Source organism: Lentzea fradiae (assembly GCF_900100955.1).
GTDB classification, from domain to species: Bacteria; Actinomycetota; Actinomycetes; order Mycobacteriales; family Pseudonocardiaceae; genus Lentzea; species Lentzea fradiae.
Genome location: NZ_FNCC01000007.1, coordinates 315,834 through 342,739, shown reverse-complemented (window position 1 = coordinate 342,739; position 26,906 = coordinate 315,834). Strand labels below are relative to the sequence as shown.

At 70.7% G+C, this 26,906-nt stretch carries 28 protein-coding genes; 20 read left to right on the top strand and 8 right to left on the bottom strand.

Annotation, left to right across the window (positions count from 1 at the left end):
• Positions 1-76: 76 nt before the first annotated feature.
• On the bottom strand, positions 77-1,051 hold the full coding sequence (locus tag BLT23_RS18790; RefSeq protein ID WP_090051068.1) for a hypothetical protein: 975 nt from the start codon (positions 1,049-1,051) through the stop codon (positions 77-79).
• A 53-nt stretch (positions 1,052-1,104) separates the two neighbouring features.
• Entirely contained in the window at positions 1,105-1,743 is a 639-nt protein-coding gene (gene cofC / locus BLT23_RS18785; protein WP_245744026.1) for a 2-phospho-L-lactate guanylyltransferase, read from the bottom strand.
• A 53-nt stretch (positions 1,744-1,796) separates the two neighbouring features.
• Between cofC and BLT23_RS18780 the strand changes: the two genes are divergently transcribed.
• The 4 genes from BLT23_RS18780 to BLT23_RS18765 all read left to right on the top strand — a co-directional run bounded on the left by BLT23_RS18780 (position 1,797) and on the right by BLT23_RS18765 (position 5,157).
• Positions 1,797-2,504, top strand: a complete 708-nt coding sequence (locus tag BLT23_RS18780) for a lysophospholipid acyltransferase family protein (RefSeq protein WP_090051066.1) — start codon at positions 1,797-1,799, stop codon at positions 2,502-2,504.
• A 2-nt stretch (positions 2,505-2,506) separates the two neighbouring features.
• Positions 2,507-3,517, top strand: a complete 1,011-nt coding sequence (locus BLT23_RS18775) for an NAD(P)H-dependent glycerol-3-phosphate dehydrogenase (protein ID WP_090051065.1) — start codon at positions 2,507-2,509, stop codon at positions 3,515-3,517.
• Entirely contained in the window at positions 3,514-4,581 is a 1,068-nt protein-coding gene (locus BLT23_RS18770) for a cystathionine gamma-lyase (RefSeq protein WP_090051064.1), read from the top strand. The genes BLT23_RS18775 and BLT23_RS18770 overlap by 4 nt, the downstream gene beginning before the upstream one ends.
• Before the next feature lie 117 nt (positions 4,582-4,698).
• Positions 4,699-5,157 carry a cysteine dioxygenase gene (locus BLT23_RS18765; protein ID WP_090051063.1) on the top strand — a complete coding sequence of 153 codons (459 nt, stop codon included), beginning with the start codon at positions 4,699-4,701 and terminating at the stop codon, positions 5,155-5,157.
• On the opposite strand, the gene BLT23_RS18760 is transcribed toward BLT23_RS18765, so the two are convergent.
• Positions 5,138-5,782, bottom strand: a complete 645-nt coding sequence (locus BLT23_RS18760; protein WP_090051062.1) for a pyridoxamine 5'-phosphate oxidase family protein — start codon at positions 5,780-5,782, stop codon at positions 5,138-5,140. The genes BLT23_RS18765 and BLT23_RS18760 overlap by 20 nt on opposite strands.
• A gap of 68 nt (positions 5,783-5,850) precedes the next feature.
• Here BLT23_RS18760 and pdxR point away from each other — a divergent pair, with 68 nt between their 5' ends.
• Both pdxR and BLT23_RS18750 read left to right on the top strand, forming a co-directional pair.
• Positions 5,851-7,242, top strand: a complete 1,392-nt coding sequence (gene pdxR / locus BLT23_RS18755; protein ID WP_090051061.1) for a MocR-like pyridoxine biosynthesis transcription factor PdxR — start codon at positions 5,851-5,853, stop codon at positions 7,240-7,242.
• A gap of 10 nt (positions 7,243-7,252) precedes the next feature.
• Positions 7,253-8,302, top strand: a complete 1,050-nt coding sequence (locus tag BLT23_RS18750; RefSeq protein WP_090051060.1) for a D-alanine--D-alanine ligase family protein — start codon at positions 7,253-7,255, stop codon at positions 8,300-8,302.
• A gap of 107 nt (positions 8,303-8,409) precedes the next feature.
• On the opposite strand, the gene BLT23_RS18745 is transcribed toward BLT23_RS18750, so the two are convergent.
• Both BLT23_RS18745 and BLT23_RS18740 read right to left on the bottom strand, forming a co-directional pair.
• Positions 8,410-8,973: a DUF3515 domain-containing protein gene (locus BLT23_RS18745; RefSeq protein ID WP_245744025.1), complete on the bottom strand. Its 564-nt coding sequence runs from the start codon at positions 8,971-8,973 to the stop codon at positions 8,410-8,412.
• A gap of 23 nt (positions 8,974-8,996) precedes the next feature.
• Complete coding sequence (locus BLT23_RS18740; protein ID WP_053736927.1) at positions 8,997-9,230, bottom strand: Lrp/AsnC ligand binding domain-containing protein; 234 nt, start codon at positions 9,228-9,230, stop codon at positions 8,997-8,999.
• Between the two features lie 97 nt (positions 9,231-9,327).
• Here BLT23_RS18740 and BLT23_RS18735 point away from each other — a divergent pair, with 97 nt between their 5' ends.
• The 4 genes from BLT23_RS18735 to BLT23_RS18720 are packed head-to-tail and all read left to right on the top strand — an operon-like array spanning position 9,328 to position 11,989.
• Complete coding sequence (locus tag BLT23_RS18735) at positions 9,328-10,296, top strand: thiamine-phosphate kinase (RefSeq protein ID WP_090051059.1); 969 nt, start codon at positions 9,328-9,330, stop codon at positions 10,294-10,296.
• Positions 10,297-10,351: 55 nt separating this feature from the next.
• Positions 10,352-10,762, top strand: a complete 411-nt coding sequence (locus BLT23_RS18730; RefSeq protein ID WP_176946810.1) for a GNAT family N-acetyltransferase — start codon at positions 10,352-10,354, stop codon at positions 10,760-10,762.
• A 10-nt stretch (positions 10,763-10,772) separates the two neighbouring features.
• Entirely contained in the window at positions 10,773-11,294 is a 522-nt protein-coding gene (locus BLT23_RS18725) for a gamma carbonic anhydrase family protein (protein ID WP_090051057.1), read from the top strand.
• Between the two features lie 20 nt (positions 11,295-11,314).
• The gene (locus BLT23_RS18720) at positions 11,315-11,989 is read left to right on the top strand and encodes a uracil-DNA glycosylase (RefSeq protein ID WP_090051056.1); all 675 of its coding nucleotides are present in this window, start codon (positions 11,315-11,317) and stop codon (positions 11,987-11,989) included.
• Between the two features lie 208 nt (positions 11,990-12,197).
• Here the strand turns inward: BLT23_RS18720 and rpmB are convergent, their stop codons facing one another.
• Positions 12,198-12,389: a 50S ribosomal protein L28 gene (rpmB, locus tag BLT23_RS18715; protein WP_090051213.1), complete on the bottom strand. Its 192-nt coding sequence runs from the start codon at positions 12,387-12,389 to the stop codon at positions 12,198-12,200.
• Between the two features lie 148 nt (positions 12,390-12,537).
• Here rpmB and BLT23_RS18710 point away from each other — a divergent pair, with 148 nt between their 5' ends.
• Positions 12,538-14,151 carry a DAK2 domain-containing protein gene (locus BLT23_RS18710; protein ID WP_090051055.1) on the top strand — a complete coding sequence of 538 codons (1,614 nt, stop codon included), beginning with the start codon at positions 12,538-12,540 and terminating at the stop codon, positions 14,149-14,151.
• Between the two features lie 14 nt (positions 14,152-14,165).
• Entirely contained in the window at positions 14,166-16,322 is a 2,157-nt protein-coding gene (gene recG, locus BLT23_RS18705; protein ID WP_090051054.1) for an ATP-dependent DNA helicase RecG, read from the top strand.
• 117 nt (positions 16,323-16,439) lie between these two features.
• Here recG and BLT23_RS40800 read toward each other — a convergent pair whose 3' ends face one another.
• Positions 16,440-17,723, bottom strand: a complete 1,284-nt coding sequence (locus tag BLT23_RS40800) for an SPFH domain-containing protein (RefSeq protein ID WP_176946809.1) — start codon at positions 17,721-17,723, stop codon at positions 16,440-16,442.
• Positions 17,724-18,040: 317 nt separating this feature from the next.
• On the opposite strand from BLT23_RS40800, the gene BLT23_RS18695 reads away from it, so the two are divergent.
• The 4 genes from BLT23_RS18695 (at position 18,041) to coaD (ending at position 23,812) form a co-directional block, all read left to right on the top strand.
• Positions 18,041-21,418, top strand: a complete 3,378-nt coding sequence (locus BLT23_RS18695; protein ID WP_090051052.1) for a pyruvate carboxylase — start codon at positions 18,041-18,043, stop codon at positions 21,416-21,418.
• 122 nt (positions 21,419-21,540) lie between these two features.
• Complete coding sequence (locus tag BLT23_RS18690) at positions 21,541-22,614, top strand: MBL fold metallo-hydrolase (protein WP_090051051.1); 1,074 nt, start codon at positions 21,541-21,543, stop codon at positions 22,612-22,614.
• A gap of 108 nt (positions 22,615-22,722) precedes the next feature.
• Positions 22,723-23,277 carry a 16S rRNA (guanine(966)-N(2))-methyltransferase RsmD gene (gene rsmD, locus BLT23_RS18685; protein ID WP_090051050.1) on the top strand — a complete coding sequence of 185 codons (555 nt, stop codon included), beginning with the start codon at positions 22,723-22,725 and terminating at the stop codon, positions 23,275-23,277.
• A gap of 52 nt (positions 23,278-23,329) precedes the next feature.
• Positions 23,330-23,812: a pantetheine-phosphate adenylyltransferase gene (coaD, locus tag BLT23_RS18680; RefSeq protein WP_090051049.1), complete on the top strand. Its 483-nt coding sequence runs from the start codon at positions 23,330-23,332 to the stop codon at positions 23,810-23,812.
• On the opposite strand, the gene BLT23_RS18675 is transcribed toward coaD, so the two are convergent.
• Positions 23,809-24,252, bottom strand: coding sequence for a GNAT family N-acetyltransferase (locus tag BLT23_RS18675; protein WP_090051048.1), 444 nt, complete (start codon positions 24,250-24,252; stop codon positions 23,809-23,811). The two genes, coaD and BLT23_RS18675, sit on opposite strands and share 4 nt — an antisense overlap.
• A gap of 115 nt (positions 24,253-24,367) precedes the next feature.
• Between BLT23_RS18675 and BLT23_RS18670 the strand changes: the two genes are divergently transcribed.
• The 4 genes from BLT23_RS18670 (at position 24,368) to rnc (ending at position 26,900) form a co-directional block, all read left to right on the top strand.
• Positions 24,368-25,084 (top strand): DivIVA domain-containing protein, encoded by a 717-nt coding sequence (locus BLT23_RS18670; protein WP_090051047.1) that lies wholly within the window; start codon positions 24,368-24,370, stop codon positions 25,082-25,084.
• Positions 25,085-25,311: 227 nt separating this feature from the next.
• Positions 25,312-25,893 (top strand): YceD family protein, encoded by a 582-nt coding sequence (locus tag BLT23_RS18665; protein WP_090051212.1) that lies wholly within the window; start codon positions 25,312-25,314, stop codon positions 25,891-25,893.
• A gap of 2 nt (positions 25,894-25,895) precedes the next feature.
• Positions 25,896-26,078: a 50S ribosomal protein L32 gene (gene rpmF / locus BLT23_RS18660; protein ID WP_065916643.1), complete on the top strand. Its 183-nt coding sequence runs from the start codon at positions 25,896-25,898 to the stop codon at positions 26,076-26,078.
• An 18-nt stretch (positions 26,079-26,096) separates the two neighbouring features.
• A complete protein-coding gene (rnc, locus tag BLT23_RS18655) occupies positions 26,097-26,900 on the top strand; it encodes a ribonuclease III (protein WP_090051046.1) in 804 nt (267 codons plus the stop codon).
• Positions 26,901-26,906 lie beyond the last annotated feature (6 nt).

Genomic DNA, 26,906 nt, shown 5'->3' with positions numbered 1-26,906 from the left:
GGGATGTCGCGTGAAAGGTCCGGGGGTTCCCGGGAAGGGGCCCTGAACCAACATTTTCGTGTCGTTCGTCACGGTTTCAGCACCGGGATAAAGGAGAAAGCGCGGACAGCGGGGCCGCGGCGGCGACACGCCACCCCTGCCTGGTCAGCGCACCGCCGTGCACCTCAAGCCAATAGCCGCCGTCGTCGGTGTGCATCGTCGTGCCGCTGCGGATGTCCGTTATGTAGGACGATTCCGACTGCCACGACACGAGGTCACCGCTCACGCGCGGGAAAACGATGCCTTCGGTTCTCGGTGCGCTCTTGATGGCAGCGAGTTTCCGCGACTCGTCCCACCCTTCGCGCCAGCCGCGCAGGGTGTCGCCCTGCACCCACACGATCGTGCGACCGTCCGCCGCGACGTCCCCGCTGGGCGCGGCCTTCCGCAACGGCTCCGGCAACGCGGACTCCGCGACGAACTTCCCGTCCCGCACCCAGACGACGCCGTCACCGAGGAACACCGGCTTCGTGCCCTGGCCGACGATCCGGTCCTTCTTCCTGGCGAGGTCGTAGACGTGCACGCCGTCGTCGTCGGTCCACGCGGCCTTGCCGTTGTGCACCACGGCTCCCTCGGACCCGATCGGCGTGGGCGCGCCGTCGTTGCGCGAGTCCCACGCGTAGGTCGTGACGGCACGGCCGGACCGGCCCTCGGTGGTGGAGAAGGTGACCCAGCGGCCGTCGAACTCGACGCCGAAGAGCTGGCCCTCGTTCCGCACGGCCATGACCTGCTGGCGCTTCCGGTCGTCGCGCAGCACGAGCTCGGTCGTGCGGTTGCGCTTGGTCTTCACGAGCGTCACGTCCGCTGTCTCGTTCGCCGCGACGACCGTGACCTTCTCGTGCGGCCCCGCCTCGGTCTTCGCCCGCGACAGCGCGTCCTTCCAGTCCTGCGGAAGGTCCACGTGGCACGAGTCGAGCGTGCTCGGCGCGGTGTAGTCGGACGGCCGGTCGATCGGAACGGCGGCGACACAGCCCGCGATGGCCGTGATCGCCGCCAACGCGATGAGCGCTCGCATCAGTCTCCCAAGTAGTGATCACCTCGGTGACCCGGAAGACGCGCGGCGCTCGTTCAGGTTGTCCAGGCGGGCAGGGCGTTCGCGGTGCGGGCGCCGAGACCGAGGCCGAACGCGAGCCGCAGGTCCGCCTCCGTGTCGACGTCGCAGCGCAGGGTGGGCCACTGCCCGGACAACGGGACGGCGCCCGAGCTCCGGTGGTGACCGGCGGAGCCGACACCGAACCGCGGGTCGAGCTCGGCGCCGGGTGCGGCGAGCAGCAGCGTCGTCCCGGTGCCCTGGCGGTCGGCGACGAACGCCCTGCGGTACCCGGCGGCCTCGATCGCGGCCTGCAGCTCGTCCGGCTTGAGCGCGGGGAGGTCGGCCTGCAACGCACCGACCCGAGTGGACCGCAGCGCGTGCGCGCCGTGCCGCAGGGCCGCGTTGAGTCCCGGCTCGGCGGGTTCCGGCACGGACTCGACGCCCAGCGCCGCCATCTCGGCCGCCACCGCCGGGTCCGATGTGATCGTCACCACTCGCCGGACGGCGGGCGTCGCGACGGCCGCGCTCACCGTGTCGAGGGCGAGCGCGAGCGCCAGTGCCGCGTGGGAGACGGGGTCTCCGCCGGTGGCGCTGGTCAGCCGGGTCTTCGCCCTGTCCAGGGTCTTGACCGGGACGACGAGGTCGACTTCATGCCTCACCTCGTCATACTCCACGATCCGGAGGCTAGTGTGCTCCCGGGCGCAGATCGGGAGTGAGGAGAGACCTCGTGGCCAAACGCGAGAAGGGCGGCTTCTGGGTCGGGGTCGCCGCGGCGATCCTCTACCCGTTGGGGGGCCTGCTGGGCGGCCGGAAGTACCTGCGGGCCGACCGCGTCCCGCGTGAGGGCTCCGTGCTGCTGGTGCTGAACCACATCTCGCACCTCGACCCGATCTACGACGCGGTGTTCACCCACCGCAACGGCCGGGTGCCGCGGTTCCTCGCGAAGCACAGCCTGTGGAACATCCCCGTCGCCGGCACGATCCTGCGCGGCGCGAAGCAGATCCCGGTCTACCGCGGCACGTCCGACGCGCAGCAGAGCCTGCGCGCGGCGCACGAGGCGCTGGCGGACGGCAAGCTCGTGGTGATCTACCCGGAGGGGACGATCACCAAGGACCCCGACAGCTGGCCGATGAACTCGCGCACCGGCGTCGCCAGGCTCGCCCTGCAGCACGACGGTCCGGTCATCCCGGTCGCCCGCTGGGGCACGGTCGACATCTACGACCACTACAAGAAGAAGTTCCGCCCCTTCCCCCGCAAGAAGGTCACGTACCTGGTCGGGGAGCCGGTCGACCTGTCGGCCTACCGGGGGCGCGAGGAGTCGCTCGCGCTGCTGCGCGAGGTGACCGACCTGCTGATGACCCACGTGAAGGACCTGCTGGCCGAGGTGCGCGGCCAGCAGGCGCCGGACGGCTTCTACGGACCGAGGAAGGCTTGAGCATGGCGATCGACCGTGTTGCGGTGCTGGGCGCCGGGTCGTGGGGCACGACCTTCGCGAAGGTCGTCGCGGACTCCGGGCCGGAGGTCGCGCTCTGGGCCCGCCGCCAGGAGGTCGCCTCGGTCATCACCGAGACCCGCGTGAACGCCGACTACCTGCCGGGCATCTCGTTGCCGGCCAACCTGACCGCGACGGCCGACCCGGCGAAGGCGCTCGACGGCGCGGACGCCGTCGTGCTCGCGGTGCCGTCGCAGACGCTGCGCGCGAACCTCTCGGCGTGGCGGGAGCTGCTGCCGCGGGACGCGACGCTCGTGTCGCTGTCCAAGGGCGTCGAGCTGGGCACGCTCAAGCGGATGAGCGAGGTGATCCGCGAGGTCGCCGGTGTGGACGAGTCGCAGGTCGCCGTCGTGTCGGGACCCAACCTGGCCAAGGAGATCGCCGTCGGGCAGCCGACCGCGACCGTCATCGCGTGCACGGACCACGACCGCGCGGTCGACCTGCAGCACGCGTGCTCGAACTCGTACTTCCGCCCGTACACCAACACCGACGTCGTCGGCTGCGAGCTGGGCGGTGCGTGCAAGAACGTCATCGCGCTGGCGTGCGGCATGGCGGCGGGCATGGGCTACGGCGACAACACGATGGCGTCGATCATCACCCGCGGCCTGGCCGAGACGGCCAGGCTGGGTGCCGCGCTGGGGGCCGACCCGCTGACGTTCGCCGGGCTGGCCGGCCTGGGCGACCTCGTGGCCACGTGCGCGTCGCCGTTGTCGCGCAACCGCACCTTCGGCGAGCGGCTCGGCAAGGGCGAGACGCTCGCGCAGGCGCAGGAGGCCGCGCACGGGCAGGTCGCCGAGGGCGTGAAGTCGTGCTCGTCGATCCGCGAGCTGGCGGCGGCGCACGGCGTCGACATGCCGATCACCGAAGGCGTCCACCAGGTGTGCCACGACGGGCTGAGCGTGCGCGACCTCGGTGCGGCGCTGCTGGGACGAGACAGGAAGCACGAGCGCCAGTGAACGAGAACTTCGGTGACGGCACGCGAGTCGTGCACGCGGTGCCGGGCGAGCCGGGCGACCCGTTCGGCGCGCAGCCGGTGTTCGCGTCGTCGTACCACCTGGGCGGCCAGGACTACTACGGCCGCGCGGGCAACCCGACGTGGCGGGCGCTGGAGTCCGCGCTGGGGACGCTGGAAGGGGGCGAGTGCGTCGCCTTCCCGTCCGGCATGGCCGCGATCTCCACGCTGCTGCGGACCGTCCTGTCGTCCGGTGACACGCTGGTCGTGCCGTCCGACGGCTACTTCCTGACCCGCAAGTTCGTGTCCGAAATGGACGTGAACGTGGTCGAGGTGCCCACCGCCGGGCCGTACCCGTCCTTCGACGGAGTCCGGCTGGTGCTGCTGGAGACGCCGTCGAACCCCGGCCTGGACGTGTGCGACATCGCGGACCTCGCGGCGCGGGCGCACGAGGCCGGCGCGTTGCTGGCCGTCGACAACACGACGGCGACGCCGCTCGGCCAGCGTCCGCTGGAGCTGGGCGCGGACCTCGTCGTGGCGTCGGACACGAAGGCCGTGGCGGGGCACAGCGACGTCCTCTTCGGACACGTCACGGCGGCGTCGGAGGAGCTGGCCGGACGGCTGCGCGACGCCAGGACGATGAACGGCGCGATCCCCGGCCCGTTCGAGACGTGGCTCGCGTTGCGCGGCCTCGGCACCCTGGACCTGCGGCTCGCGCGGCAGGCGGAGAACGCCGAGGCGGTCTACGCGCTGCTCAAGGGCCGTGTCGCGGGTCTGCGCTGGCCCGGTGCGCCGGAGGACCCCGCGTACCTGGTCGCGGCGCAGCAGATGCGGCGGTTCAACGGCGTGCTGACGTTCGTGCTCGACGACGTGGCGGCCGTGGAGAAGTTCCTGTCGCGTTCGAAGCTCGTGTCGGCGGCGACGTCGTTCGGCGGGCTGCACACGACGGCGGACCGGCGCGCGCAGTTCGGCGACCCGGTGCACGAGGGTCTGGTGCGCCTCTCGTGCGGCTGTGAGGACACTCGTGACCTGGTCGCGGACGTGTCCCACGCTTTGGGACTGGATTGACGGAGGGTCCCGAGTTCGGGACCCTCTGCCACATGTCCTTCTTCACACTGTGTTGTACCTGGCGATAGTCCCGCGTCCTCTTTTCGCGCACTCGCCACGGTAAGGACTGTTCTTCCGATGTTCGCCGTTCCCGAGAACACCGTCGTACTGCCCGAGAACTCCGCACTGCTGCACCCCGCCCGGGTGGCACTGTCGTGGGCGGCCGACCGCGACCGCTGGAAGCACCTGCTCCGGTACGACCCGGAGGAGCGCTTCTCGGCGTTGGTCGAGCACACCGACGACCAGGAGATCTGGCTGATGAGCTGGCTGCCCGGCCAGACCGCCTCGCTGCACGACCACGACATGACCTCCGGCGCGTTCACCGTGGTCAGCGGTGCGCTGACGGAGGTCGTGACGACGAAGATCCAGGTCGTGCACTCGCTGCACGCCGGTCAGTCGCGCGTGTGGGGCCCCGGCTACGTGCACCAGGTGCGCAACGACGGCGCGGACCCGGCCGTGTCGATCCACGTGTACCGCCACGGCACGCGTTCCATGACCCCGTACCGCTTCGACCCGGTCAACGGCCCCGTGCGCTGACGTGCGGCGGCACGTCCTTGTCCGTCTCGTGCGGCACGGGCGCGCCCCACGTCTGCACGAGCGGCAGGTGCCCGGCCCACACGAGGTCGGCGTCCAGGTCCTCCTGCTCCTCGCCGGGACCGCCCTGCCGCACCTTGACGCTCGCCTCGGTGAGGTCGATCTCCAGCGCGACGGTGGCCGCGAGCTCCTTCTTGGACGGGCCGCGGGCGTAGTCCCAGCTGCCGGGCGTGACGTGCTCGACGATGACCTTCAACGCGTGCTCGGGGTCGTCGGCGACCTTCGCCGTGGCGTGGATGACCGCCGAGCGGTAGTTCATCGAGTGGTGGAACACCGACCGCGAGTAGACGACCCCGTCGACGAGGGTGACGGAGACGCACACCGGCTTGCCCTCGATCATGGTCCTGATGGAGCGTGACCCCGTCGAGCCGTGCAGGAAGATGCGGTTGCCGTCGCGGCCGTACGCGGTGGGGATGAGGAACGGCGCCCCGTCGACCTCCACGGCGAGGTGGCAGACCAGGCCCGCGTCGAGGATGTCGTAGAGCACCTGGCGGTCGAGGACGGCCCGTGTCTTGCCGCGCACGACGGTGCTGCGGTCGGTGGGGGAGAGCTGCACGTCAGAGGTCATGCGCACCACTCTGACGGGCCAAGTGGCATCATTGAAGCGCCATTAACCGCCGATTTGAGAAGGCCACTTTGGCTGAGACCGCACTGCCCGTCGCCCTGGACCGCGAGTCGGCCGAACCGCTCGCCGTGCAGCTCGCCGACGCCCTGCGCTCCGCCGCCTCCGAGGGCCGGCTGCGCGCGGGTGACCGCCTCCCGTCCACCCGCGCGCTCGCCGACAGCCTCGGCGTCTCCCGCACCGTCACCGCGGCGGCCTACGAGCAGCTGCACGCGGAAGGGTGGATCGCCGGACGGCACGGTTCCGGCACCTACGTCACCACAACTCCGCCCGGCCCGCTGCGCAAACGTTCGCGCAAGCCCGTGGCGCCCGTGATCACCGACTTCGTCGACCTCGGCACCGGGGCGCCGTGGGCGAGCGGGCTCGACCGCGCCGCGTGGCGCAGGGCGTGGCGGGCCGCGGCCTACGCGCCGCCGCTGTCCCGCCCCGAACGCGCGGGCCTGCCCGAGTACCGCGAGGTCATCGCCGAGCACCTGCTGCGCCACCGCGGGCTCGCCGTCAACGCCGACCCGGTGATCGCCACCGGCGGCACCACGGCCGTGCTCACCGAGATCGCGGTCGCGGTGCTGGACCGCGGTGACGCCGTGGCCGTCGAGGAACCCGGCTACCAGCGCGCCGTCGGCGTGTTCAAGGCCAACGGGCTCAAGGTCGTGCAGGCGGCGGTCGACGAGGAGGGGCTCCTCCCGGACGCCGTCCCCGCGGGCGTGAAGGCCGTCTACTGCTCGCCCGCCCAGCGGTTCCTGGTGGGCGGGCGCATGTCCGCGGCCCGCCGGGTCGCGCTGGTCGAACGCGCCCGGCGGGACGGCTGGCTCGTCATCGAGGACGACTACGACGGCGAGCTGCGCTACGACGTCGCCCCGCTGCCGTCGCTCGCGGCGCTCGCCCCGGACGTCGTCGTCCACCTCGGCACCACGAGCAAGATCCTCACGCCGACGCTCGGCGCGGGCTGGATGGTCGCGCCGGAGCACATCGCCACGGCCGTGCTGGAGCACCGCGACCTCACCGGCACCAGCCCGGCCGCGGCGGGCCAGCGGGTCGTCGTCGCGTTCGCCCGAAGCGGTGATCTTGGCCGGCACCTCCGCAAGCTCAGGCGGGAGCTGTCCGAGCGCAGGGCGTTGATCGTGGAGACCTTCGCGGCGGCGGGCATCAGGATGATCGGTGACGACGCGGGCGCCCACGTCGTCGTGCTGCTGCCCACCGCCGAACAGGAGCGCGAGGTCATGCGCAAGGCACTCGAACGCGGCCTGCGGGTCGACGGGCTGGCGCGGCACTACGTGCACCGGGCGAAGTTCCACGGCCTGGCGATCGGGTACAGCGCGTGCTCGCGTGAACAGCTGGTGAGCGCCCTGCCCGTGCTGACGGAGCTGCTCGAAGTGGCCGGCGGGCACAATCGCCCAAACGGGTAGGGTCCCCGGCATGACGCAGCGCAAGACGAGGGTGGCCGTGGTGTTCGGCGGCCGCAGCTCCGAGCACGAGGTCTCCTGCCAGTCCGCCAAGAGCGTCCTGCCCTACCTGGACCCGGACCGGTTCGAGATCGTGCCCGTCGGCATCACCCCGCAGGGCCAGTGGACCCTCGGCACGGACCCGCGCGTGCTCGAAGCGGCTCCCGGCACCCTCCCCACGCTGCGCGACACGTCCGTCGTGGCCGTCGAACCCGGACAGGCCCTGAAGGACGTCGACGTCGTCTTCCCGTTGCTGCACGGGGCCTGGGGCGAGGACGGCACCATCCAGGGCCTGCTCGAGCTCGGCGGGCTCCCGTACGTCGGTCCCGGCGTGTTCGCGAGCGCCGCGGCCATGGACAAGGTCTTCGCCAAGAAGCTGCTGGAGGCGGAGGGCCTGAACGTCGGCCGGTACGTCTCGCTCGACCGCGCCGCCACCACGCTGACCCTCGACGAGCGCGAGCACCTCGGCCTGCCGGTGTTCGTGAAGCCGTCGCGCGCCGGCTCGTCCGTCGGCATCTCGAAGGTGAGCGACTGGGACGACCTGGACGCGGCCATCTTCCAGGCCCGGCAGCACGACCCGAAGGTCATCGTCGAGGCCGCCGTGCCGAACGTCCGCGAGATCGAGCTCGCCGTCCTGGAGTTCCCGGACGGCCGCGTCGAGGCGTCGCTGCCCGCCGAGCTGCGCCCGGTCGGCGAGGGCGTCGAGTGGTACGACTTCAACGCCAAGTACCTGGACGACTCCTACGAGGCCGACATCCCGGCCAAGCTCGACGACGCCACCACCGCGCAGCTGCGCGAGGTCGCGGTCAGGGCGTTCAAGGCGCTCGACTGCCAGGGCCTGTCCAGGGTGGACTTCTTCCTCACCGAGGACAACGAGCTGATCATCAACGAGCTCAACACGATGCCCGGGTTCACGCCGATCTCCATGTACCCCAAGGCGTGGGAGGCGACGGGCATCGACTTCGCGACGCTGCTGACCACGCTGGTCGAGACGGCCGTGGCGCGAGGCTCGGGCCTGCGCTGACCGCCTCTCCGGCCCACCCACCCGCCGCCGTGCCTCCACGCTGTTACGCGGGGCCCTTTCGTACTGTCAGACAGTACGAAAGGGCCCCGCGTAACGTCAGGGGGAGGTCAGGAGGTCTGCACCTGCTGCTTCGGCAGCAGGTCGCGCACCGTCGTCGAGATGTCCTGCAACGGACCGGTGCCCGCCTCGTCGGGCACCGTGAGCGCCACGTACACGCCGCGGTCCACGATCATCCACGTCGAGCTGCCCGCGCCGGGCTGCTCCAGCCACTGGACGTCGGAGATCACCCGCAGCTGGGAGGTTGCGCTGAGTTCCGCCGGCCGCGGCAGACCACACCGCAGGACCACCGGATCGTGTTTGGCGTCACCCCACGCGACCGTGGCGGGGGGCGCGGGAGTGGCGATCTCCCTGCGCGGCAGCATGTCCTTCCCGGACGGCAGCCCGACCGGGACCTTCTCGACGAGAGAAGCGCACTCCGGTGAGCCCGCCCCCGGCGCGTCGACGGGGACCAGCGCGAGAGGGCCCGTGCGACCAGGCACGTTCTCCTCGGTCTGGTTCCCGGTGCCCAGCCACAGACCGAGCCCGGCGACACCGATGGCGAGCAGCACTGCCAGCCCGACCGCCGCGATCAGCGGCCGGGACAGCGCCGAGGTGGATTCCTGCGCAGTCACCCGGTTATGACAACACGGGCGAGCTAAAGATGGACCACCGGGCAGGTCAAGGTCCGGGTGATGCCTTCGACGTTCTGGATGCGCGCGACGACGAGCTGGCCCAGCTGGTCGACGGTGTCGGCCTCCGCGCGGACGATCACGTCGTAGGGACCGGTGACGTCCTCCGCGGTCGCCACCCCGGTGATCCCGGAGATCTCGGAGGCGACTGCGGCGGCCTTGCCGACCTCGGTCTGGATGAGGATGTATGCATGCACCACGGCGTGCCCCTTCGTCGCGACAGGTTGGGTCGGGGTAGGAACGTGTCACGCAACGTACCCCAGTCGGGGTTCCGAATGCTCAGATCGGGAGGCAACTTTGCGTCCGGAGCCGCCGCGCGACGCGGAGACGGTCGCCGACGTGGGTGAGTTCAACCTCATCCACAGGGTGACCACAGGTCGCGCGCAGCCGGAGACGACCGTTCTCGGTCCCGGCGACGACGGGGCCGTCGTCGCCGTCCCCGACGGACGGGTCGTCGCCTCCAAGGACCTGCTGGTCGAGGGTGTCCACTTCAGACTGGACTGGTCCACACCTGAACAGGTGGGCCGAAAAGCGGCCGCGGTGAACCTCGCGGACGTCGTGGCGATGGGCGCACTGCCGTCCGCGCTGCTGGTCGGTTTCGCCTGCCCGCCGGACACCCCCGCGGCGGTCGTGGAGGGGATCATGTCGGGCCTGTGGGACGAGGCGGCGACCGCCGGCGCCGGCATCGTCGGCGGCGACATGGTCAGCTCCGCCACACTGGTGATCTCGATCACCGCGCTCGGCGACATGAACGGGCTCGAGCCGGTCACGAGGTCCGGGGCGCTCGTCGGCGACGTCGTGGCGGTCACCGGACGGCTCGGCTGGGCCGCCGCGGGACTGGCCGTGCTCGGCCGCGGGTTCCGCTCGCCGGTCGGCATCGTCAACGCCCAGCGCTCGCCGGAGCCGCCGTACGAGGAGGGCCCCAGGGCCGCGGAGGCGGGGGCCACGTCGATGATCGACGTCTCGGACGGGCTGCTGCAGGACCTCGCGCACATCGCGGACTCGAGCGGGGTGGCGATCGACGTCCGCACGGACCTGCTGCCGTTGCACTCCCGCCTGCTCGACGTCGCGTCCGCGCTCGGCGGCGACGCCCGGCACTGGGCGCTGACCGGCGGCGAGGACCACGCGCTCGCGGCGACGTTCCCCGGTCCCAAGGCCGTCCCGCCGAACTGGACGACCATCGGCACCGTCCGCGCGGGGGAGGGCGTGACGGTGGACGGCAGGGCGTACGAGAAACCTCCTGGCTGGGAGCACTGGCGGGCGTAGACTCAAGGGCGTGGAACTATGCACGCGCGCGTATGACCATCCAGACTCGGTGAAGATGATCGACGACCTCCAGCAGGTCTACGTCGAGCGCTACGGCGACGAGGACATCACGCCGGTCGACCCGGAGCAGTTCGCGCCGCCGCTCGGCTACTTCGTCATCGGCTACCTCGGCGGCGTGCCCGTCGCGTGCGGCGGCTGGCGGGTCAACGACGAGGTCGAGGGCGCCGCCGAGATCAAGCGGATGTACGTCGTCGAGTCCGCGCGCGGGCAGGGCCTCTCCCGGCGCGTGCTGGCCCACCTCGAACAGACCGCGCGCGAGGCCGGCCTGGCGCGCATCGTGCTGGAGACCGGCACCCGCCAGCCCGAGGCGATCAGCCTCTACACCTCCAGCGGCTACGAGCGGATCGCGAACTTCGGCGTCTACAGCGACCACCCGGACAGCCGCTGCTTCGGGAAGTCGTTGTAGGTTCGGGCGCATGGCCATCTATGCGTTGGGGGAGTACACGCCGCAGATCCACCCGGACGCGTACGTGCACCCGGATGCGACCGTGATCGGCGACGTCCGGATCGGCGCGCAGTCGTCGGTGTGGCCGCAGGCCGTGCTGCGCGGCGACTACGGCCGCATCGTCATCGACGAGCGCACGTCGATCCAGGACGGCACGGTGATCCACTGCACCGAGGTCCACCCGGTGCACATCGGCTCGTCGTGCGTCATCGGGCACAACGTCCACATCGAAGGCGCCACCATCGCCGACGAGTGCCTGATCGCCTCGGGTTCGGTGGTGCTCAACGGATCCATCGTGGAGAAGGGCGCGATCGTCGGCGCCGGAGCGGTCGTCTCGTTCGACGGCCACGTCCGCGAGCGCACGATGATGCTCGGCGTCCCGGCCCGCGAGCGTGCCGGATACGTTGTGCCGGAACAGGCTTGGGCCTTCATCGTCGAGAAGTACGTGCAGAACATCGCGCTGTACCGGGAGAAGCTCAGGCGCCTCGACTGAGTGAGATAGGGTTCACAGCCGTGGCTCGTCCCCTCAACGAAGTTGTCGAAGCCGGCTGGGCTGAAGCTCTCGCCCCCGTTGCCGACCAGATCGCCGCCATGGGTGAGTTCCTGCGCGCGGAGGTCGCCGCCGGTCGCACCTACCTGCCCGCGGGTGAGAACGTGCTGCGCGCGTTCCAGCAGCCGTTCCACCAGGTGAAGGTGCTGATCGTCGGCCAGGACCCGTACCCCACGCCGGGGCACGCGGTCGGCCTGTCCTTCTCGGTGGCCCCCGACGTGCGGCCCATCCCCAAGTCGCTCGTCAACATCTACAAGGAGTACGTCGAGGACCTCGGGCACCCGATGCCGTCCACCGGCGACCTCACCCCGTGGGCCGAGCAGGGTGTGCTGCTGCTCAACAGGGCGCTCACCGTCCAGCCCGGCAAGGCGAACTCCCACCAGGGCAAGGGCTGGGAGGCCGTGACCGAGCAGGCCATCAAGGCGCTCGCCGCCCGCGACGCACCGCTCGTCTCGATCCTGTGGGGCCGCAACGCGCGCAACCTGCGTCCGCTGCTGCAACCGCTGCCCGCCATCGAGTCCGCGCACCCGTCGCCGCTGTCGGCGCACTCCGGGTTCTTCGGCTCGCGGCCGTTCAGCCGCGCCAACGAGCTGCTGGAGAAGCAGGGCGCGGAGCCCGTCGACTGGAAGCTCCCCTAACTCCGATACGCACGCGGGGCCCTGATACGCACGCGGGGCCCTGATACGCACGCGGGGCCCTGATACGCACGCGGGGCCCTTTCGTACTGTCAGACAGTACGAAAGGGCCCCGCGTGCGTATCGGACGGGCCGTCGTGGAAGGTCCGGGCATGCGAGAAGGGCCCGGCCGGAGCCGGGCCCTTCTCGAACTGAACGAACTGTGGCGTTGTCAGCCGCGCACGACCTTGCCGGCCTTCAGGCACGAGGTGCACACGTTCATGCGCTGGCGCTGAGAGCTCGCGACCTTGGCGCGCACGGACTGGATGTTCGGGTTCCAGCGGCGGTTCGTCTTCCGCTGGGAGTGTGAAACCGAATGGCCGAAGCCCGGCCCCTTGCCACAGACGTCGCACACGGCAGCCACGTCAGCCACTCCTTCAGGTTCCTCAAGCGTTAAGTCTCGCGTCCCGGTGGGCGCGCAAGCGTGCACAAGCCTCAACCGGGCACGGCAACCCAGTCAGGGTAGCCGGTGGCCTCACCAGCGACCAAACCGGGTGGATACTCTCGCCGCCATGCAGGTCATGGATGCGGTCGCGGTCCGCAGGTGGGCGGACGCCTGCGTGCGGTCGCTGGACGCCCACCGTGAGTCGATCGACCAGATCAACGTCTTCCCGGTGCCCGATGGTGACACGGGCACCAACCTCCTGCACACCATGCAGTCCGCCCTCGACGCGTTGCTGCGCTCGCCCATGTCGTCGGTCGGCGACGCGCTGTCGGCGATGGCCCGCGGCGCGCTGGCCGGGGCCCGCGGCAACTCGGGCGTGATCCTGTCGCAGGTGCTCAGGGGACTCGCGGAGACCGTGCAGGAGGTCTCGCTGGTCACCGGCTCCGCGCTGCGCAAGGGGCTGCACCGGGCCGACGAGCTGGCCACGGCCGCCGTGTCGAAGCCGGTGCCGGGCACGGTGCTGTCGGTGCTGCACGCGGCGGCGGAGGCGGCCCGCGACTGCACGTCCGACGAGCTCGACGCGGTGGTCGTGGCGGCCTCGCGCGCGGGCGCCACGGCGCTGGCGGACACGCCTCGCCAGCTCGCGGTCCTGGCCAAGGCCGGTGTCGTGGACGCGGGCGGACGCGGGCTGGTTGTGTTGTTGGACACACTGGCCGCGGTGATCACCGGTCAGGCCGTGGAGACGCGGGTGGACGCGCCGCTGCCCCTGCCGCGCACGCCCGAGTCGCTCACGACCGAGCGCGAGGGCGGCTCCGCGGAGTTCGAGTACGAGGTGATGTACCTGCTCGACGAGACCTCGGATGAGGCCGTCGGCGAGCTGCGCGCGTCGTTGCACCTGCTGGGCGACTGCGTGTCCGTCGTGGGTGACGGCGCGTCGTTGTGGACGGTGCACGTGCACTGCAACGACATCGGCGCGGCCATAGAGGCAGGTGTGCGCGCCGGACGTCCGCACCGCATCACGGTGGCGCGGTTCGCGGACCAGATCGCGGCGCAGGCGTCCCGGTTCGTGCGTGACAGGGCGATCGTGGTGGTCGTCAGCGGCGCCGTGGACCTGTTCCGCGCGGAAGGCGCCACGGTGTTCGACCTCGCTTCTTCTTCGGCCACGCCCACGGACCTGGTGGCCGCCATCGTGTCGACGCGCGCGCGTCACGTCGCCGTGCTGCCCGGCGATCCGGACATCCGTGAGGTGCTGGAGGAAGCCGTGGCCTACGCACAGGCCGCAGGGCAGGACGTGGTGGTGGTGCCGACGTTGTCACCCGTGCAGGCTCTCGCCGCGTTGGCGGTGCACGACGCCTCTCGCCGTGCCGGCGACGACGTCGTCGCGATGGCCGAGGCCGCCGCGGCCACCCGCCGCGGCGAGGTCTCGCTCGCGGCCGCCGAGGCGATGACGTGGGTGGGCCGCTGCCAGCCGGGGGACCTGCTGGGGATGCTGGACGGCGAGGTCGTGCTGATCGAGCCCGGTCCCGCGTCCGCGGACTCGGTGACGGCGCTGGCGTGCCGGCTGGTCGACCGCATGCTGGCGGGCGGCGGTGAGCTGGTGACCCTGCTCCTGGGCGCCGGCAGTCCGGACGGCCTGGTGGACGCGGTGGAGGACCACGTCCGGGTCACCCATCCGGAGGTCGAGGTGACCGCGTATCCGGGCGGGCAGCCGGACGCGCTCATCTTTGTCGGTGTCGAGTAGTTGAATGGGACGCGATGATCTCCTTCGACGACAAGCTGCAGCCGCTGCTCGGCAAGAAGACCGCCGACGCACTGGAGACCGGCCTCGGCCTCACGACGGTCGGTGACCTGCTGCGCCACTACCCGCGCCGTTACGACGAGCGCGGGAAGCTGACGGACATCAGGTCGCTCGAGATCGACGAGCACGTCACGGTGCAGGCCGAGGTCCGCAAGTGCCAGAAGCGCCAGATGAAGGCGCGCCGCGGCCAGATGACCGAGGCCGTGATCACCGACGGCACCTCGGAGCTGCACCTGGTGTTCTTCGGCAAACCGGCGTTCGTCGCCGAGCAGCAGCTCCTGCCGGGCACGCGCGCCCTGTTCGCCGGCAAGGTCGGCCGCTACCGGCAGAACCTGCAGCTGGTCCACCCGGCGTTCGAGGTGCTCACCGACGAGCGCGACGGCTCGTCGTTCCTTCAGGCGTTCCTGCCGGTCTACCCGGCCTCGCAGCACATCAACACGTGGAACATCGCCAACTGCGTCAAGCAGCTGCTGGAGATCTGGGACGGCGTGCCGGAGGACCCGCTGCCCGCCGCGTTCCGCGAGGAGCACGGCCTCGTCGGCCTGGAACAGGCGCTGCGCTCGATCCACCGGCCGGACAGCTGGGCGGAGATCACCGTGGCGCAGCAACGGCTGAAGTGGGACGAGGCGCTCGCCGTCCAGCTCACCCTCGCCCAGCGCCGCAAGGCGTCCACCGCCCGCCCCGCGCCCTCGTGCGCCCGCAAGTCCGGCGGCATCCTCGACGCGTTCGACGCGCGGCTGCCGTTCACGCTCACGGCCGGTCAGGTGGAGGTGGGCGAGCAGATCGCCACCGACCTGGAGTCGACCGTGCCGATGAACCGCCTGCTGCAGGGCGAGGTCGGCTCCGGCAAGACGATGGTCGCGTTGCGGGCCATGTTGCAGGCCGTCGACGCGGGCCGTCAGTCGGCGATGCTCGCCCCCACCGAAGTCCTTGCCGCACAACACGCCCGTTCCCTCACGGAGATGCTCGGCGACCTCGCCCAGGCGGGTCAGCTGGGCGGTGCGGAGAACGCGACGCGCGTGACGCTGCTGACGGGTTCGATGAACACGGCGCAGCGGCGGCAGGCGTTGCTGGACATCGTGACCGGCGAGGCGGGCATCGTCGTCGGCACGCACGCGATCATCCAGGAGAAGGTCGAGTTCCACTCGCTCGGTCTGGTGGTCGTCGACGAGCAGCACCGCTTCGGCGTCGAGCAGCGAGCGGCGCTGAGTGCGCGCGGTGAGCGGGAGAACCCGCACGTGCTGGTCATGACGGCCACGCCGATCCCGCGCACGGTCGCCATGACCGTCTACGGGGACCTGGAGGTCTCGGCGCTGCGCGAGCTGCCGGGTGGCCGGTCGCCGATCAAGACGTCGGTCGTGCCGGTGCGCGAGAAGCCCGCGTGGCTCGACCGCGCGTTCGCCAGGGTGCGTGAGGAGGTCGCCGCGGGGCACCAGGCGTACTTCGTGTGCCCGCGGATCGGCGACGAGGAGCCCGCGAAGTCCGACGACGAGGACAAGCGCCCGGCCCTGTCCGTGATCGACGTGGCGACCATGCTGGCCCGGGGCCCGTTGAAGGGGCTGCGCGTCGAGATCCTGCACGGCCGCATGCCACCCGACGAGAAGGACGCGGTCATGCGCGCCTTCGCCGCCAACGAGGTGCAGGTCCTCGTCGCCACCACCGTCATCGAGGTGGGCGTCAACGTCCCCAACGCGACGGTCATGGCGATCATGGACGCCGACCGCTTCGGCGTCTCGCAGCTCCACCAGCTGCGCGGCCGGGTCGGTCGCGGCAGCGCGCCGGGCCTGTGCCTGCTGGTCACCGAGATGCCGGAGATGACGGCGACGATGGAACGGCTGCGGGCCGTCGAGTCGACGCTCGACGGGTTCGAGCTGGCCCAGCTCGACCTGGAGCTGCGCCGGGAGGGCGACATCCTCGGCGCCGCGCAGTCGGGCCGCCGCTCGGCGCTCAAGATGCTCTCGCTGCTGCGCGACGAGGACATCATCGCCGACGCACGGGTGGCCGCCCAGGGGTTCGTGGACGCCGACCCGGACCTGGAGCGGCATCCCGGTCTGGCGGGGATGGTGGCGACGTTGCTGACGGAGGAACGGGCGGAGTTCCTGGAGAAGGCGTAGCCGCGGCCCGGCTCACCGCGACCCGGTGCAGGGCTGGCCCGGGCCGGTCCGGTTCACGACAGCAGAACGGCGGCGGTGCGCCGAAGCGCGCCGCCGCCGTTCTCGCGAACCGGGAGGTCAGTTCTGCCGGGGCTTCGGCAGCTGCTCCGTCTTCTCCTCGCCACCCGCGCCGGATCCGTTCGACCCGGCAGCGTTGGCCGCGGCGTCGGCACCGGACGGGGCGGGGTCGTCGTCCTCCGCGGTCCCGTCTTCCAGCGGCTTGAGCACCGACATCGCCGCCTCCACCGCGGCCTGGGCGGCGTGGAACTGCGTGGCCAGGTTGTCGTGCGCGGCGCGCAGGGCGGCTTCCTTCTCGGCGGCGGCCGCGGCGCGCCGGTCCGCCTCGGCGACGGCGGCGGCTGAGCGTTCCTCCGCCTCGCGGACCAGGGCGGACGTGCGGGCCTCCGCGTCGCGGACGAGCGTGGTGGCCTTCTCGTCGGCCTCGGCGACGGTGGTCTGCGCCTTCTCCTCCGCCTCGCGCAGGGTCCTCGCGGCCTTCTCCTCCGCGGCGCTGACCAGGGTGGTGGCCTGCGCGGACGCGTCGGCGGTGGTCTTCTCGGCCTTGGCGAGCGACTCGGCCTCGAGCTCGGACAGGACCTTCTCGGCCTCCGCCTTCTTGGCGGCCAGCTCGCTGTCGAGCTTGCCGAGCGCCTCGGTGCGCTTGGCCTCGGCGTCGGCGACGATCTTGCCGGCTTCGGCCCGCGCGTCGGCCAGCACCTTCTGGTGCTCGGCGGTCAGCTTCCCCTTGAGGCCGTCGTACTCCTTGTCGAGGTCGTCGTGGTACGCCTTGTACTTCTGGTCGAGCTCGGTGCGGCGGGCGTCGAGGTCGGCCGACTTCTTCTCGAACTCGGCGGCGACGCGCTCACCCTCCTCGCGGACCTCGGCGGTGAGCGACTCGTGCTCGGCGGCGAGCTTGGCGCGCATCGCCTCGAACTCGGCCTCCAGCTCGGCGCGGCGGCCGGCGAACTGCTTGTCGAGGTCGGCGTTGCGCTGCTGGTAGGTGTGCTCCAGCTGCTTGCGGCGGGCCTCGGTCTCGGCGAGCAGGCGCTGGTGGGACTCGCGCTGGTCCGCCGCCCACTTCTCCGCCTCCGCGCGGGTCGCGGCGGCCTTGTCGAGGGCGTCCTTGCGGATGTCCGCGATCTCTTCCTCGGCCAGGCTCATCATCACGCGCACGCGCTCTGTGACGTTCGACGCGCTCAACGGGCTGTTGGCCAGGTTGTGGAGCTGCATCTTGGTCTTGTCGAGGTCGGCGCGCATGGCGTTCAGCAGCTTCGTCAGCTCGCCGACCTGGGCCGATGCCGCGTCACGGGCCCGGCTCGCGTTCTTGAGGTCGAACTCGAGGCGCGTGACTCTCTCATTCACCTGCCGCTGGTTGTAACCACGGAGGACAACGTCGAAATGCGGTGTGCGGGCAGTAGGCTGCCCGGCTCCATCAGCCCCGGCCATATGGCTCACCCTACCGAGCCTGTGACCAAGATCGTCACACGATCCGGTGAAACCCACTACCGGCCGCAGTCTGACCGGGTGGCGGGTGCCGGTGGGGCGCCCACCACGCGAGAATCACCGGCGGCAAGACCGATCAGGATGACACCCATCACGTGGGACGGTTCTCCCAACAGGCAAGAGTCGCACGGTAACGTGCCTGAACTGACCGTCGAGTAACTCCGGGAGGGCTTCGGATGTTCCGCAAGGTTCTTGTCGCCAACCGCGGCGAGATCGCGATTCGCGCGTTCCGGGCCGCCTACGAACTGGGCGCGGGAACGGTCGCGGTGTTCCCCCACGAGGACCGGAACTCGTTGCACCGCCTGAAGGCGGACGAAGCCTACGAGATCGGTGAGCCGGGGCACCCCGTCCGCGCCTACCTCTCCGTCGAGGAGATCATCAAGGCGGCGCGCAAGGCGGGGGCCGACGCGATCTACCCCGGCTACGGCTTCCTCTCCGAGAACCCCGAGCTGGCGATGGCCTGCCGCGAGGCGGGCCTGACGTTCATCGGCCCGGTGGCGGAGGTGCTGGAGCTCACCGGCAACAAGGCGCGTGCCATCGCCGCCGCCCGCGAGGCCGGGCTGCCGGTGCTGGAGTCGAGCGCGCCGTCGTCGGACATCGACGCGTTGCTCGAAGCGTCGAAGTCGATGCGCTTCCCCGTGTTCGTGAAGGCGGTCGCCGGTGGTGGTGGCCGCGGCATGCGCAAGGTCGACGACCCGGCCGCGCTGCGCGAGGCGCTGGAGGCGGCGTCACGCGAGGCGGAGTCGGCGTTCGGCGACCCGACCGTGTTCCTCGAGCAGGCCGTCGTCGAGCCGCGCCACATCGAGGTGCAGATCCTCGCCGACGGCCAGGGCAACGTGATCCACCTCTTCGAGCGCGACTGCTCCGTGCAGCGGCGCCACCAGAAGGTCATCGAGATCGCGCCCGCGCCGAACCTCGACCCCGAGCTGCGCGAGCGGATCTGCAACGACGCCGTCAAGTTCGCCCGGCACATCGGCTACCGCAACGCGGGCACCGTCGAGTTCCTGCTCGACCCCCAGGGCAACTACGTCTTCATCGAGATGAACCCGCGCATCCAGGTCGAGCACACGGTCACCGAGGAGGTGACCGACGTCGACCTGGTGCAGTCGCAGATGCGCATCGCGTCCGGCGAGACGCTGGAGGACCTGGGCCTGTCCCAGGAGACGGTGCAGCTGCGCGGCGCCGCCCTCCAGTGCCGCATCACCACGGAGGACCCGGCCAACGGCTTCCGCCCGGACACCGGCACGATCAGCGCCTACCGCTCGCCCGGTGGCTCCGGCATCCGCCTCGACGGCGGCACGGCCGGCGCGGGCATGGCGGTCAGCCCGCACTTCGACTCGATGCTCGTGAAGCTGACGTGCCGCGGCCGCAACTTCGGCCTCGCCGTCGCCCGTGCGCGGCGCGCGATCGCGGAGTTCCGCATCCGCGGCGTGTCCACGAACATCCCGTTCATCCAGGCGGTGCTCGACGACCCGGACTTCTACGAGGGCCGCGTCACCACGTCGTTCATCGAGAAGCGCCCGCACCTGCTGACGGCCCGCCACTCGGCCGACCGCGGCACGCGCCTGCTCACCTACCTGGCCGACGTCACGGTCAACCACCCCAACGGCGCCCGTCCGACCGCGGTCGACCCGCGGGAGAAGCTGCCGGAGGTCGACCTCGGCACCGACGCCCCGGCCGGCTCGAAGCAGAAGCTGGTCGAGCTCGGCCCCGAGGGCTTCGCGCGCTGGCTGCGGGAGAGCAAGGCCGTCGGCGTCACGGACACGACGTTCCGCGACGCGCACCAGTCGCTGCTCGCCACCCGAGTGCGCACCAAGGACCTGCTCGCCGTCGCGCCGCACGTCGCGCGCATGACGCCGCAGCTGCTGTCGCTGGAAGCCTGGGGCGGCGCGACCTACGACGTGGCGCTGCGGTTCCTCGCGGAGGACCCGTGGGAGCGGCTCGCGGCACTGCGCGAGGCCGTGCCGAACATCAACCTCCAGATGCTGCTGCGCGGCCGCAACACGGTCGGCTACACGCCGTACCCGGAGGCGGTCACCAAGGCGTTCGTCGAGGAGGCCACCAGCACCGGCATCGACATCTTCCGGATCTTCGACGCGCTGAACGACGTCGAGCAGATGCGCCCGGCCATCGAGGCCGTGCGCGAGACCGGGACCGCGGTCGCCGAGGTCGCGCTCTGCTACACCAGCGACCTGTCCAACCCGGACGAGCGGCTGTACACACTGGACTACTACCTCAAGCTCGCCGAGCAGATCGTGGGCGCGGGAGCGCACGTGCTCTGCGTCAAGGACATGGCGGGCCTGCTGCGGGCACCGGCCGCGTCCCGCCTGATCACGGCGTTGCGCAAGGAGTTCGACCTCCCGGTCCACCTGCACACCCACGACACGGCGGGCGGCCAGCTGGCCACCTACCTCGCGGCGATCCAGGCCGGTGTCGACGCGATCGACGGCGCCACCGCGTCGATGGCGGGCACGACGTCGCAGCCGCCGCTGTCGTCGATCGTGGCGCTGACCGACCACACCGAGCGCGCCACGGGCCTCGACCTGCAGAACGTGTGCGACCTGGAGCCCTACTGGGAGGCCGTGCGCAAGATCTACGCGCCGTTCGAGTCCGGCATCCCCGGCCCGACCGGCCGCGTCTACCACCACGAGATCCCCGGTGGTCAGCTCTCGAACCTGCGCACCCAGGCCGTGGCACTGGGCCTGGGCGACAAGTTCGAGGAGATCGAGTCGATGTACGCGGCGGCCGACCGGATGCTCGGCCACCTCGTGAAGGTGACGCCGTCGTCCAAGGTCGTCGGCGACCTCGCGCTGCACCTCGTGGGCGCGGGCGTCGCGCCGGAGGAGTTCGAGCAGAACCCCGGCAAGTACGACATCCCCGCGTCGGTGATCGGCTTCCTGCACGGCGAGCTGGGTGACCCGCCCGGCGGCTGGCCGGAGCCGTTCCGCAGCAAGGCGCTGGAGGGCCGCGCGGCCCCGAAGCGGGTCGAGGAGCTGTCGGCGGAGGACGAGACCGGTCTCGCCGAGGACCGGCGGGCGACGCTGAACAGGCTGCTGTTCCCGGCGCCCACCAAGGAGTTCACCGTCCACCGCGAGGCGTACGGCGACACGTCCGTGTTGCGCTCCAAGGACTTCTTCTACGGGCTGCGCCCCGGCGAGGAGTACTCCGTCGACCTGGAGCCCGGCGTCCGGCTGCTGATCGGCCTGGAGGCCATCTCCGAGGCCGACGAGCGCGGCATCCGCACCGTCATGGCGACCCTGAACGGGCAGCTGCGCCCGATCCAGGTCCGCGACCGCTCGGTGGCCGCCGACGTCCCGGTGGCCGAGAAGGCCGACCGCGGCAACCAGAACCACGTGGCGGCACCGTTCGCCGGCGTCGTGACGGCGTCCGTGGAGGAGGGCGACCGGGTCGAGGCGGGCCAGACCGTCGCGACCATCGAGGCCATGAAGATGGAGGCCGCGATCACCGCGCCCAAGGCGGGTGTCGTGCAGCGCCTCGCGGTGCGCGGAGCCCAGCAGGTGGAGGGCGGGGACCTCCTGATCGTCCTGGAGTGACCTGAGTCGCGAAACGGGCCCGGCACACGCGTGCCGGGCCCGTTTCGTTGTGCGCGGAGCGAGGAACTCCACGACGATTCCGTGCGTTGCACCGGGCACGGGGTCAGGGGAAAGGGATTCGCATGAAGAAGGCGTTGGCCGGCCTGCTCGGACTGGCGGGCGTGGCGTGGGCACTGAGGGACGTTCCGAAACAGCTGGGCGGCACGCCGGACCCGGTCAAGATGGCGCGCTCACCGCAGTACCGCGACGGGAAGTTCCGCAACCGCGCGAAGATCCGCAGCACGCCGGACCGCGACGCGATCCCGATGCGCGAGTTCGTCCTCGGCGGCGCCGACCGCAAGCCGTCCGGTGCCGTGCCGCTGGTGGGACCCGCGGAGCCGGTGACGTCGGGGCTGCACATCACCTGGTTCGGACACGCCTCGTCGCTCGTCGAGATCGACGGCGCGGCTGTGCTGATCGATCCCGTGTGGAGTGACCGGGTGTCGCCTTCCGCCCATCTCGGGCCCAAGAGGCTGCACCCGGTGCCGCACGAGTTGTCCGATTTGCCGACCGTCAGCGCCGTGGTGATCTCGCACGACCACTACGACCACCTCGACATGGCCACCGTGCAGGAGCTGACTCGGTCCACTTCCGCCGTGTTCGTCGTCCCGTTGGGGATCGGGGCGCATTTGGAGCGGTGGGACGTGCCTGCTTCGCGGGTGGTCGAGCTCGACTGGGACGAGTCGTACGAGGTGGACGGGTTCACGCTCACTTGTACTGCGGCACAACACTTTTCCGGGCGGTCTGTGGCTCGTGACGTCACGTTGTGGGCTTCGTGGGTGATCGCTCGTGGGGATCGGTCTGTGTTCTACAGCGGGGACACCGGGTATTTCTCCGGCTACAAGGAGATCGGGGCTTCGTATGGGCCGTTCGACGCTGTCCTGATGCAGGTCGGGGCTTATGCGGATGCTTGGCCTGACATCCACATGACGCCCGAGGACGGGGTTCGGGCGTTCGAGGATCTCGGGGGTGGGTTGTTGATCCCTGTCCACTGGGCGACGTTCAACCTGTCGTTGCATCCCTGGGGGGAGCCGATCGACCGGGTGTGGCGGGAGGTCAAGGCCCGGGGGATGACCATGGCCGTGCCCCGGCCAGGGGAGCGGGTGGACGTGGACGCTCCCGGGGACGTCGACGGGTGGTGGCAGTCGATCGCTTGAGCGGGTTCCGAAGGCTCCCGGCACTCCTGAGGGAGCCACCACCGCGCCTCGCTTTGGCAGGGACTGCTCGGCTTCGCCGTTGCCCGTGTGTGCTGGGACGATGGTGGGGTGACACGAATCGTTGCCGGGGTCGCTGGTGGTCGTCGGCTCAAGGTGCCGCCCAAGGGCACTCGGCCCACGTCCGAGCGGGTTCGGGAGGCGTTGTTCAGTTCGCTGGAGTCGTTCGCCGACCTTGACGGCGCTCGGGTGCTGGACCTGTACGCCGGGTCCGGGGCGCTGGGGTTCGAGGCGTTGAGCCGGGGGGCCGCTCATGCGACGTTCGTCGAGGCTGATCGGCGGGCGGCCGAGGTGATCAAGGCCAACGCGCGGGAGCTGGGGATGGGGGACGTTCTCGTCGTCAACCGGGCGGCCGAGGCGTTTGTCGCTGCCGAGGGGGAGGCGTTCGACGTCGTCTTCGCCGATCCGCCGTACTCGGTGGGGGACGACGACCTTGCGAAGGTGTTACGAGGTGTCGCCGGCCGGTTGGCGCCGGAGGCCCTCTTGATCGTGGAACGTGCTTCGCGAAGTGCCGAACCGGGCTGGCCGGAGGTGGTGGAACCGCTGCGCGCCAAGCGTTACGGGGACACCGCCGTGTATTGGGGGCAGGTGCGTTCCGATGGGTGACGAGAACCACGACACGCCTGGTGGCGTCCGATCGGGTGCTAGCGTCCGCTCCATGACTCGTGCCGTGTACCCCGGCTCCTACGACCCGGTAACGAACGGTCACCTGGACATCATCGGGAGAGCCGCGCACCTGTTCGACGAGGTTGTCGTCGCTGTGCTCATCAACAAGAACAAGCGCACCTTGTTCTCCGTTGAAGAGCGTCAGGAGATGCTGCGCGAGGTCACCTCGCAGTGGGACAACGTGCGAGTCGACTCGTGGCACGGGCTGCTGGTCGACTACTGCCGCGAGAACAACATCAAGGCCATCGTCAAGGGTCTTCGCGCTGTCAGCGACTACGACTACGAGCTGCAGATGGCGCAGATGAACCACCAGCTCACCGGGGTGGACACGCTGTTCATGCAGGCCAGCCCGCAGTACTCCTTCCTGGCGTCTTCGCTGGTCAAGGAGGTCGCGACGTACGGGGGCGACGTGTCGACGTTGCTGCCGGGGCTGGTCGAGCAGCGGTTGCAGCAGCGGCTCGCCGACACGCGTTAGGGCGCCAGCTTCATCCCCACGTGCGAGGCGACGAAGCCCAGCCGTTCGTAGAAGCGGTGGGCGTCGGTCCGGGAGGCGTCGGTGGTGAGCTGGACCAGGCCGCAGCCTCGGGCGCGGGCCTCGTCGACGGCCCAGGTGAGCAGGTGCTCGCCGAGACCGTTGCCGCGCTGGTCCGAGCGCACGCGCACGGCCTCCACGGTCGCCCTGGTCATGCCCTTCCTGGACAGGCCCGTCGTGAACGTGAGCTGCAACGTGCCCACGACCTCGTCCGCGTCGTCCACGGCCACCGCCAGGTACTGGTGGGGGTCGGCGTCGATGGTGCCGAACGCCTTCGCGTAGGCCGGGTCGCCCGGCTGCTCGCGCTTCGCGCCCAGCGGGTCGTCGGCCAGCATCGCCACGATCGCGTCCACGTCGGCCGCGGTGGCCTTCCTGATCTTCATCTGTTCCCCCGGGTGGCTGAGGGGGAAATCCTGACACGCCCTGCCCGGCTCCCTCTTTCGGGGAGATCGGCAGGGCACACTGGGGAGCGGGATCCACAGGGTTAGGGAGTGAGACGTGTACCGGGTGTTCGAGGCACTCGACGAGCTCGTCACGATCGTCGAGGAAGCGCGCGGAGTACCGATGACCTCGGGTTGTGTGGTGCCGCGCGGCGACGTGCTCGAACTGCTCGACGACGTGCGCGACGCCATCCCGCCTGAGCTCGACGACGCGCAGGACGTGCTGGACCACCGCGACGAGGTCGTCGGCAAGGCCAAGCACGAGGCCGAGACGGGGATTTCGAAGGCCCGCGCCGACGCCGACCGCATGCTCGCGGAGGCGCAGGCCGAGGCCGAGGCGATGCTGTCCGACGCCCGCGCCCGCGCGGAGCGGATGGTCTCGGAGGCCGAGGACCAGGCGCAACGCGCCGTCGCCGCCGGTCGGCAGGAGTACGACGAGCTGGTCGGCCGTTCCCACGCCGAGGCCGAGCGGATGATCCAGGCAGGCCGCGCCACCTACGAGCGCGCCGTCGAGGACGGGCGGGCCGAGCAGGCCAGGCTCGTCGCCGAGCAGGAGGTCGTCCGCGCGGCGCAGGCCGAGGCGGCCCGCATCCTCGACGCGGCCCAGAACGAGGCCATCCGGCTGCGGTCGGAGTGCGACGCGTACGTGGACAGCAAGCTCGCGGACTTCGAGGACCTCCTCGCGCACACGCTCCGCTCGGTCGGCAAGGGCCGTTCGCACCTGCGCGGCCCGGCCGTCGCGGGGGCCGCGGCACCGTTCGACTACGGCGCCTAGACGACCGCGCCGGGGTCCGCGTCCGGGGCAACGCCTCCCGGGTGCGGGCCCCGGCGCACGTCCTGGTATGTTCCGCGGCGAACCAGCCTGTCTCCCGGGCGCCTGAACGTGTGATTCACGCTACGTCGGACAGGTGCGATCACCTGCCGATTTCACGCGTGAGGCGGTCGTCCCGTACCCTGGAGCGGCTGGACGTGGTAGGTCCCCGCCGGCAAACCAATCTGATCATGACTGAGCATCGTCACGCGTCCACGCGTCCCACAGCATCAGGACCCTGGGTCTTCGACACCAGGGACCTCGGCCGTCGCGCCGGGTCGAGCCGACCCTTCGTCCGGTCCGTCCCCGCGGCAGGTGTGGGGCTCCTCGGCGTGATCGCGGTGCCGGAGGGCGGAGAGGTTGAGCTCGATCTCCTGACCGAGTCGGTCGTGGAGGGCGTGCTCGTGTCGGGGACAGCGTTCGCCAAGGTCGAAGGTGAGTGCGCGCGGTGCCTCGAGCCCATCGCCGATGAGGTCGAGGTCCGGATCACGGAGCTCTACGCGTGGCCGGACAGCACCACGGACGAGACCACCGAAGAAGACGAGGTCAGCCGGATCGAGAACGATCTGATCGACCTCGAGCCTGTGGTGCGGGACGCCATCGTCCTCGCGCTGCCGCAGGCGCCGCTCTGCGAGCCGGACTGCAAGGGGCTTTGCTCCGAGTGTGGTGGCAGGTGGGCGGAGCTCGGGCCCGACCACGGGCATGAGACGATCGACCCTCGTTGGGCCGCGTTGCAAGAGCGGTTCAGCGATGACAACAACGAGGAGAAGTAGTCGTGGCCGTCCCGAAGCGGAAGATGTCGCGCTCGAACACCCGTGCGCGCCGTTCCCAGTGGAAGACGTCTGCCGTGCACCTGGTGGCGTGCCAGAACAAGGCGTGCCGTCAGCCGAAGCCGCAGCACGTCGCCTGCCCGGCCTGTGGTCAGTACGCTGGCCGCCAGGTCGCTCAGCCGGCCTGACCTCCCTCGGCTACGTAAGTGGGGGGAAAGCCGCCGCGCGCTCCGCAAGCTGACCGCGCGACCTTGACCGAAGCGCTCGGCGTCGAGTTGGACGCCGAGCTGCTCGGGCTTGCGCTCACCCACAGGTCCTACGCGTACGAGAACGGCGGGCTACCGCCGAACGAGCGTCTCGAGTTCCTGGGAGACGCCGTGCTGGGGCTGGTCGTCACCGACCACCTCTACCGCACCCACCCCGACCTGCCGGAAGGTCAGCTCGCGAAGCTGCGCGCCAGCGTCGTGAACATGCACGCCCTCGCGGGTGTGGCACGTGACCTGGGGCCGGGCGGGCTGGGCGCACACCTGCTGCTCGGCCGAGGGGAAGAGCTGACCGGGGGCAGGGACAAGGCGAGCATCCTCGCCGACGGTCTCGAGGCCGTCATCGGTGCGGTGTACCTGCAGTTCGGTATCGATACCGCACGAACGTTCGTTCATCGGCTGTTCGATCCACTCTTGGCCAAAGCTCCGCTTCTCGGTGCTGGACTGGACTGGAAGACAAGCCTGCAGGAGCTCACCGCTCAAGCCAGTCTCGGCGTCCCGGAGTACCGCGTGGACGACCAGGGGCCGGACCACCGCAAGGAGTTCACCGCGACGGTGCTCGTCGGTGGCCAGCCTCACGGCATGGGTGATGGGCGCACCAAGAAGGAAGCCGAGCAGAAAGCCGCTGAAGCGGCTTATCATGTTCTGTCGGAACGGGTCAAGGCCGAGCAGGAGCAGGCCAAGCCCGCCCACGGACAGAACGGCGCCTCGGCGACGCCAGGGACCCTCCCATCCGAGGAAGACTGAGACACG

Bases quoted from the DNA above. Each gene is read 5' to 3' on its own strand.
- BLT23_RS18790 (WP_090051068.1), bottom strand. From the start codon at position 1,051: ATGCGAGCGCTCATCGCGTTGGCGGCGATCACGGCCATCGCGGGCTGT.
- BLT23_RS18775 (WP_090051065.1), top strand. From the start codon at position 2,507: ATGGCGATCGACCGTGTTGCGGTGCTGGGCGCCGGGTCGTGGGGCACG.
- BLT23_RS18765 (WP_090051063.1), top strand. From the start codon at position 4,699: ATGTTCGCCGTTCCCGAGAACACCGTCGTACTGCCCGAGAACTCCGCA.
- BLT23_RS18760 (WP_090051062.1), bottom strand. From the start codon at position 5,782: ATGACCTCTGACGTGCAGCTCTCCCCCACCGACCGCAGCACCGTCGTG.
- BLT23_RS18750 (WP_090051060.1), top strand. From the start codon at position 7,253: ATGACGCAGCGCAAGACGAGGGTGGCCGTGGTGTTCGGCGGCCGCAGC.
- BLT23_RS18730 (WP_176946810.1), top strand. From the start codon at position 10,352: ATGATCGACGACCTCCAGCAGGTCTACGTCGAGCGCTACGGCGACGAG.
- BLT23_RS18725 (WP_090051057.1), top strand. From the start codon at position 10,773: ATGGCCATCTATGCGTTGGGGGAGTACACGCCGCAGATCCACCCGGAC.
- BLT23_RS18710 (WP_090051055.1), top strand. From the start codon at position 12,538: ATGCAGGTCATGGATGCGGTCGCGGTCCGCAGGTGGGCGGACGCCTGC.
- recG (WP_090051054.1), top strand. From the start codon at position 14,166: ATGATCTCCTTCGACGACAAGCTGCAGCCGCTGCTCGGCAAGAAGACC.
- BLT23_RS18695 (WP_090051052.1), top strand. From the start codon at position 18,041: ATGTTCCGCAAGGTTCTTGTCGCCAACCGCGGCGAGATCGCGATTCGC.
- BLT23_RS18690 (WP_090051051.1), top strand. From the start codon at position 21,541: ATGAAGAAGGCGTTGGCCGGCCTGCTCGGACTGGCGGGCGTGGCGTGG.
- coaD (WP_090051049.1), top strand. From the start codon at position 23,330: ATGACTCGTGCCGTGTACCCCGGCTCCTACGACCCGGTAACGAACGGT.
- BLT23_RS18675 (WP_090051048.1), bottom strand. From the start codon at position 24,252: ATGAAGATCAGGAAGGCCACCGCGGCCGACGTGGACGCGATCGTGGCG.
- BLT23_RS18665 (WP_090051212.1), top strand. From the start codon at position 25,312: ATGACTGAGCATCGTCACGCGTCCACGCGTCCCACAGCATCAGGACCC.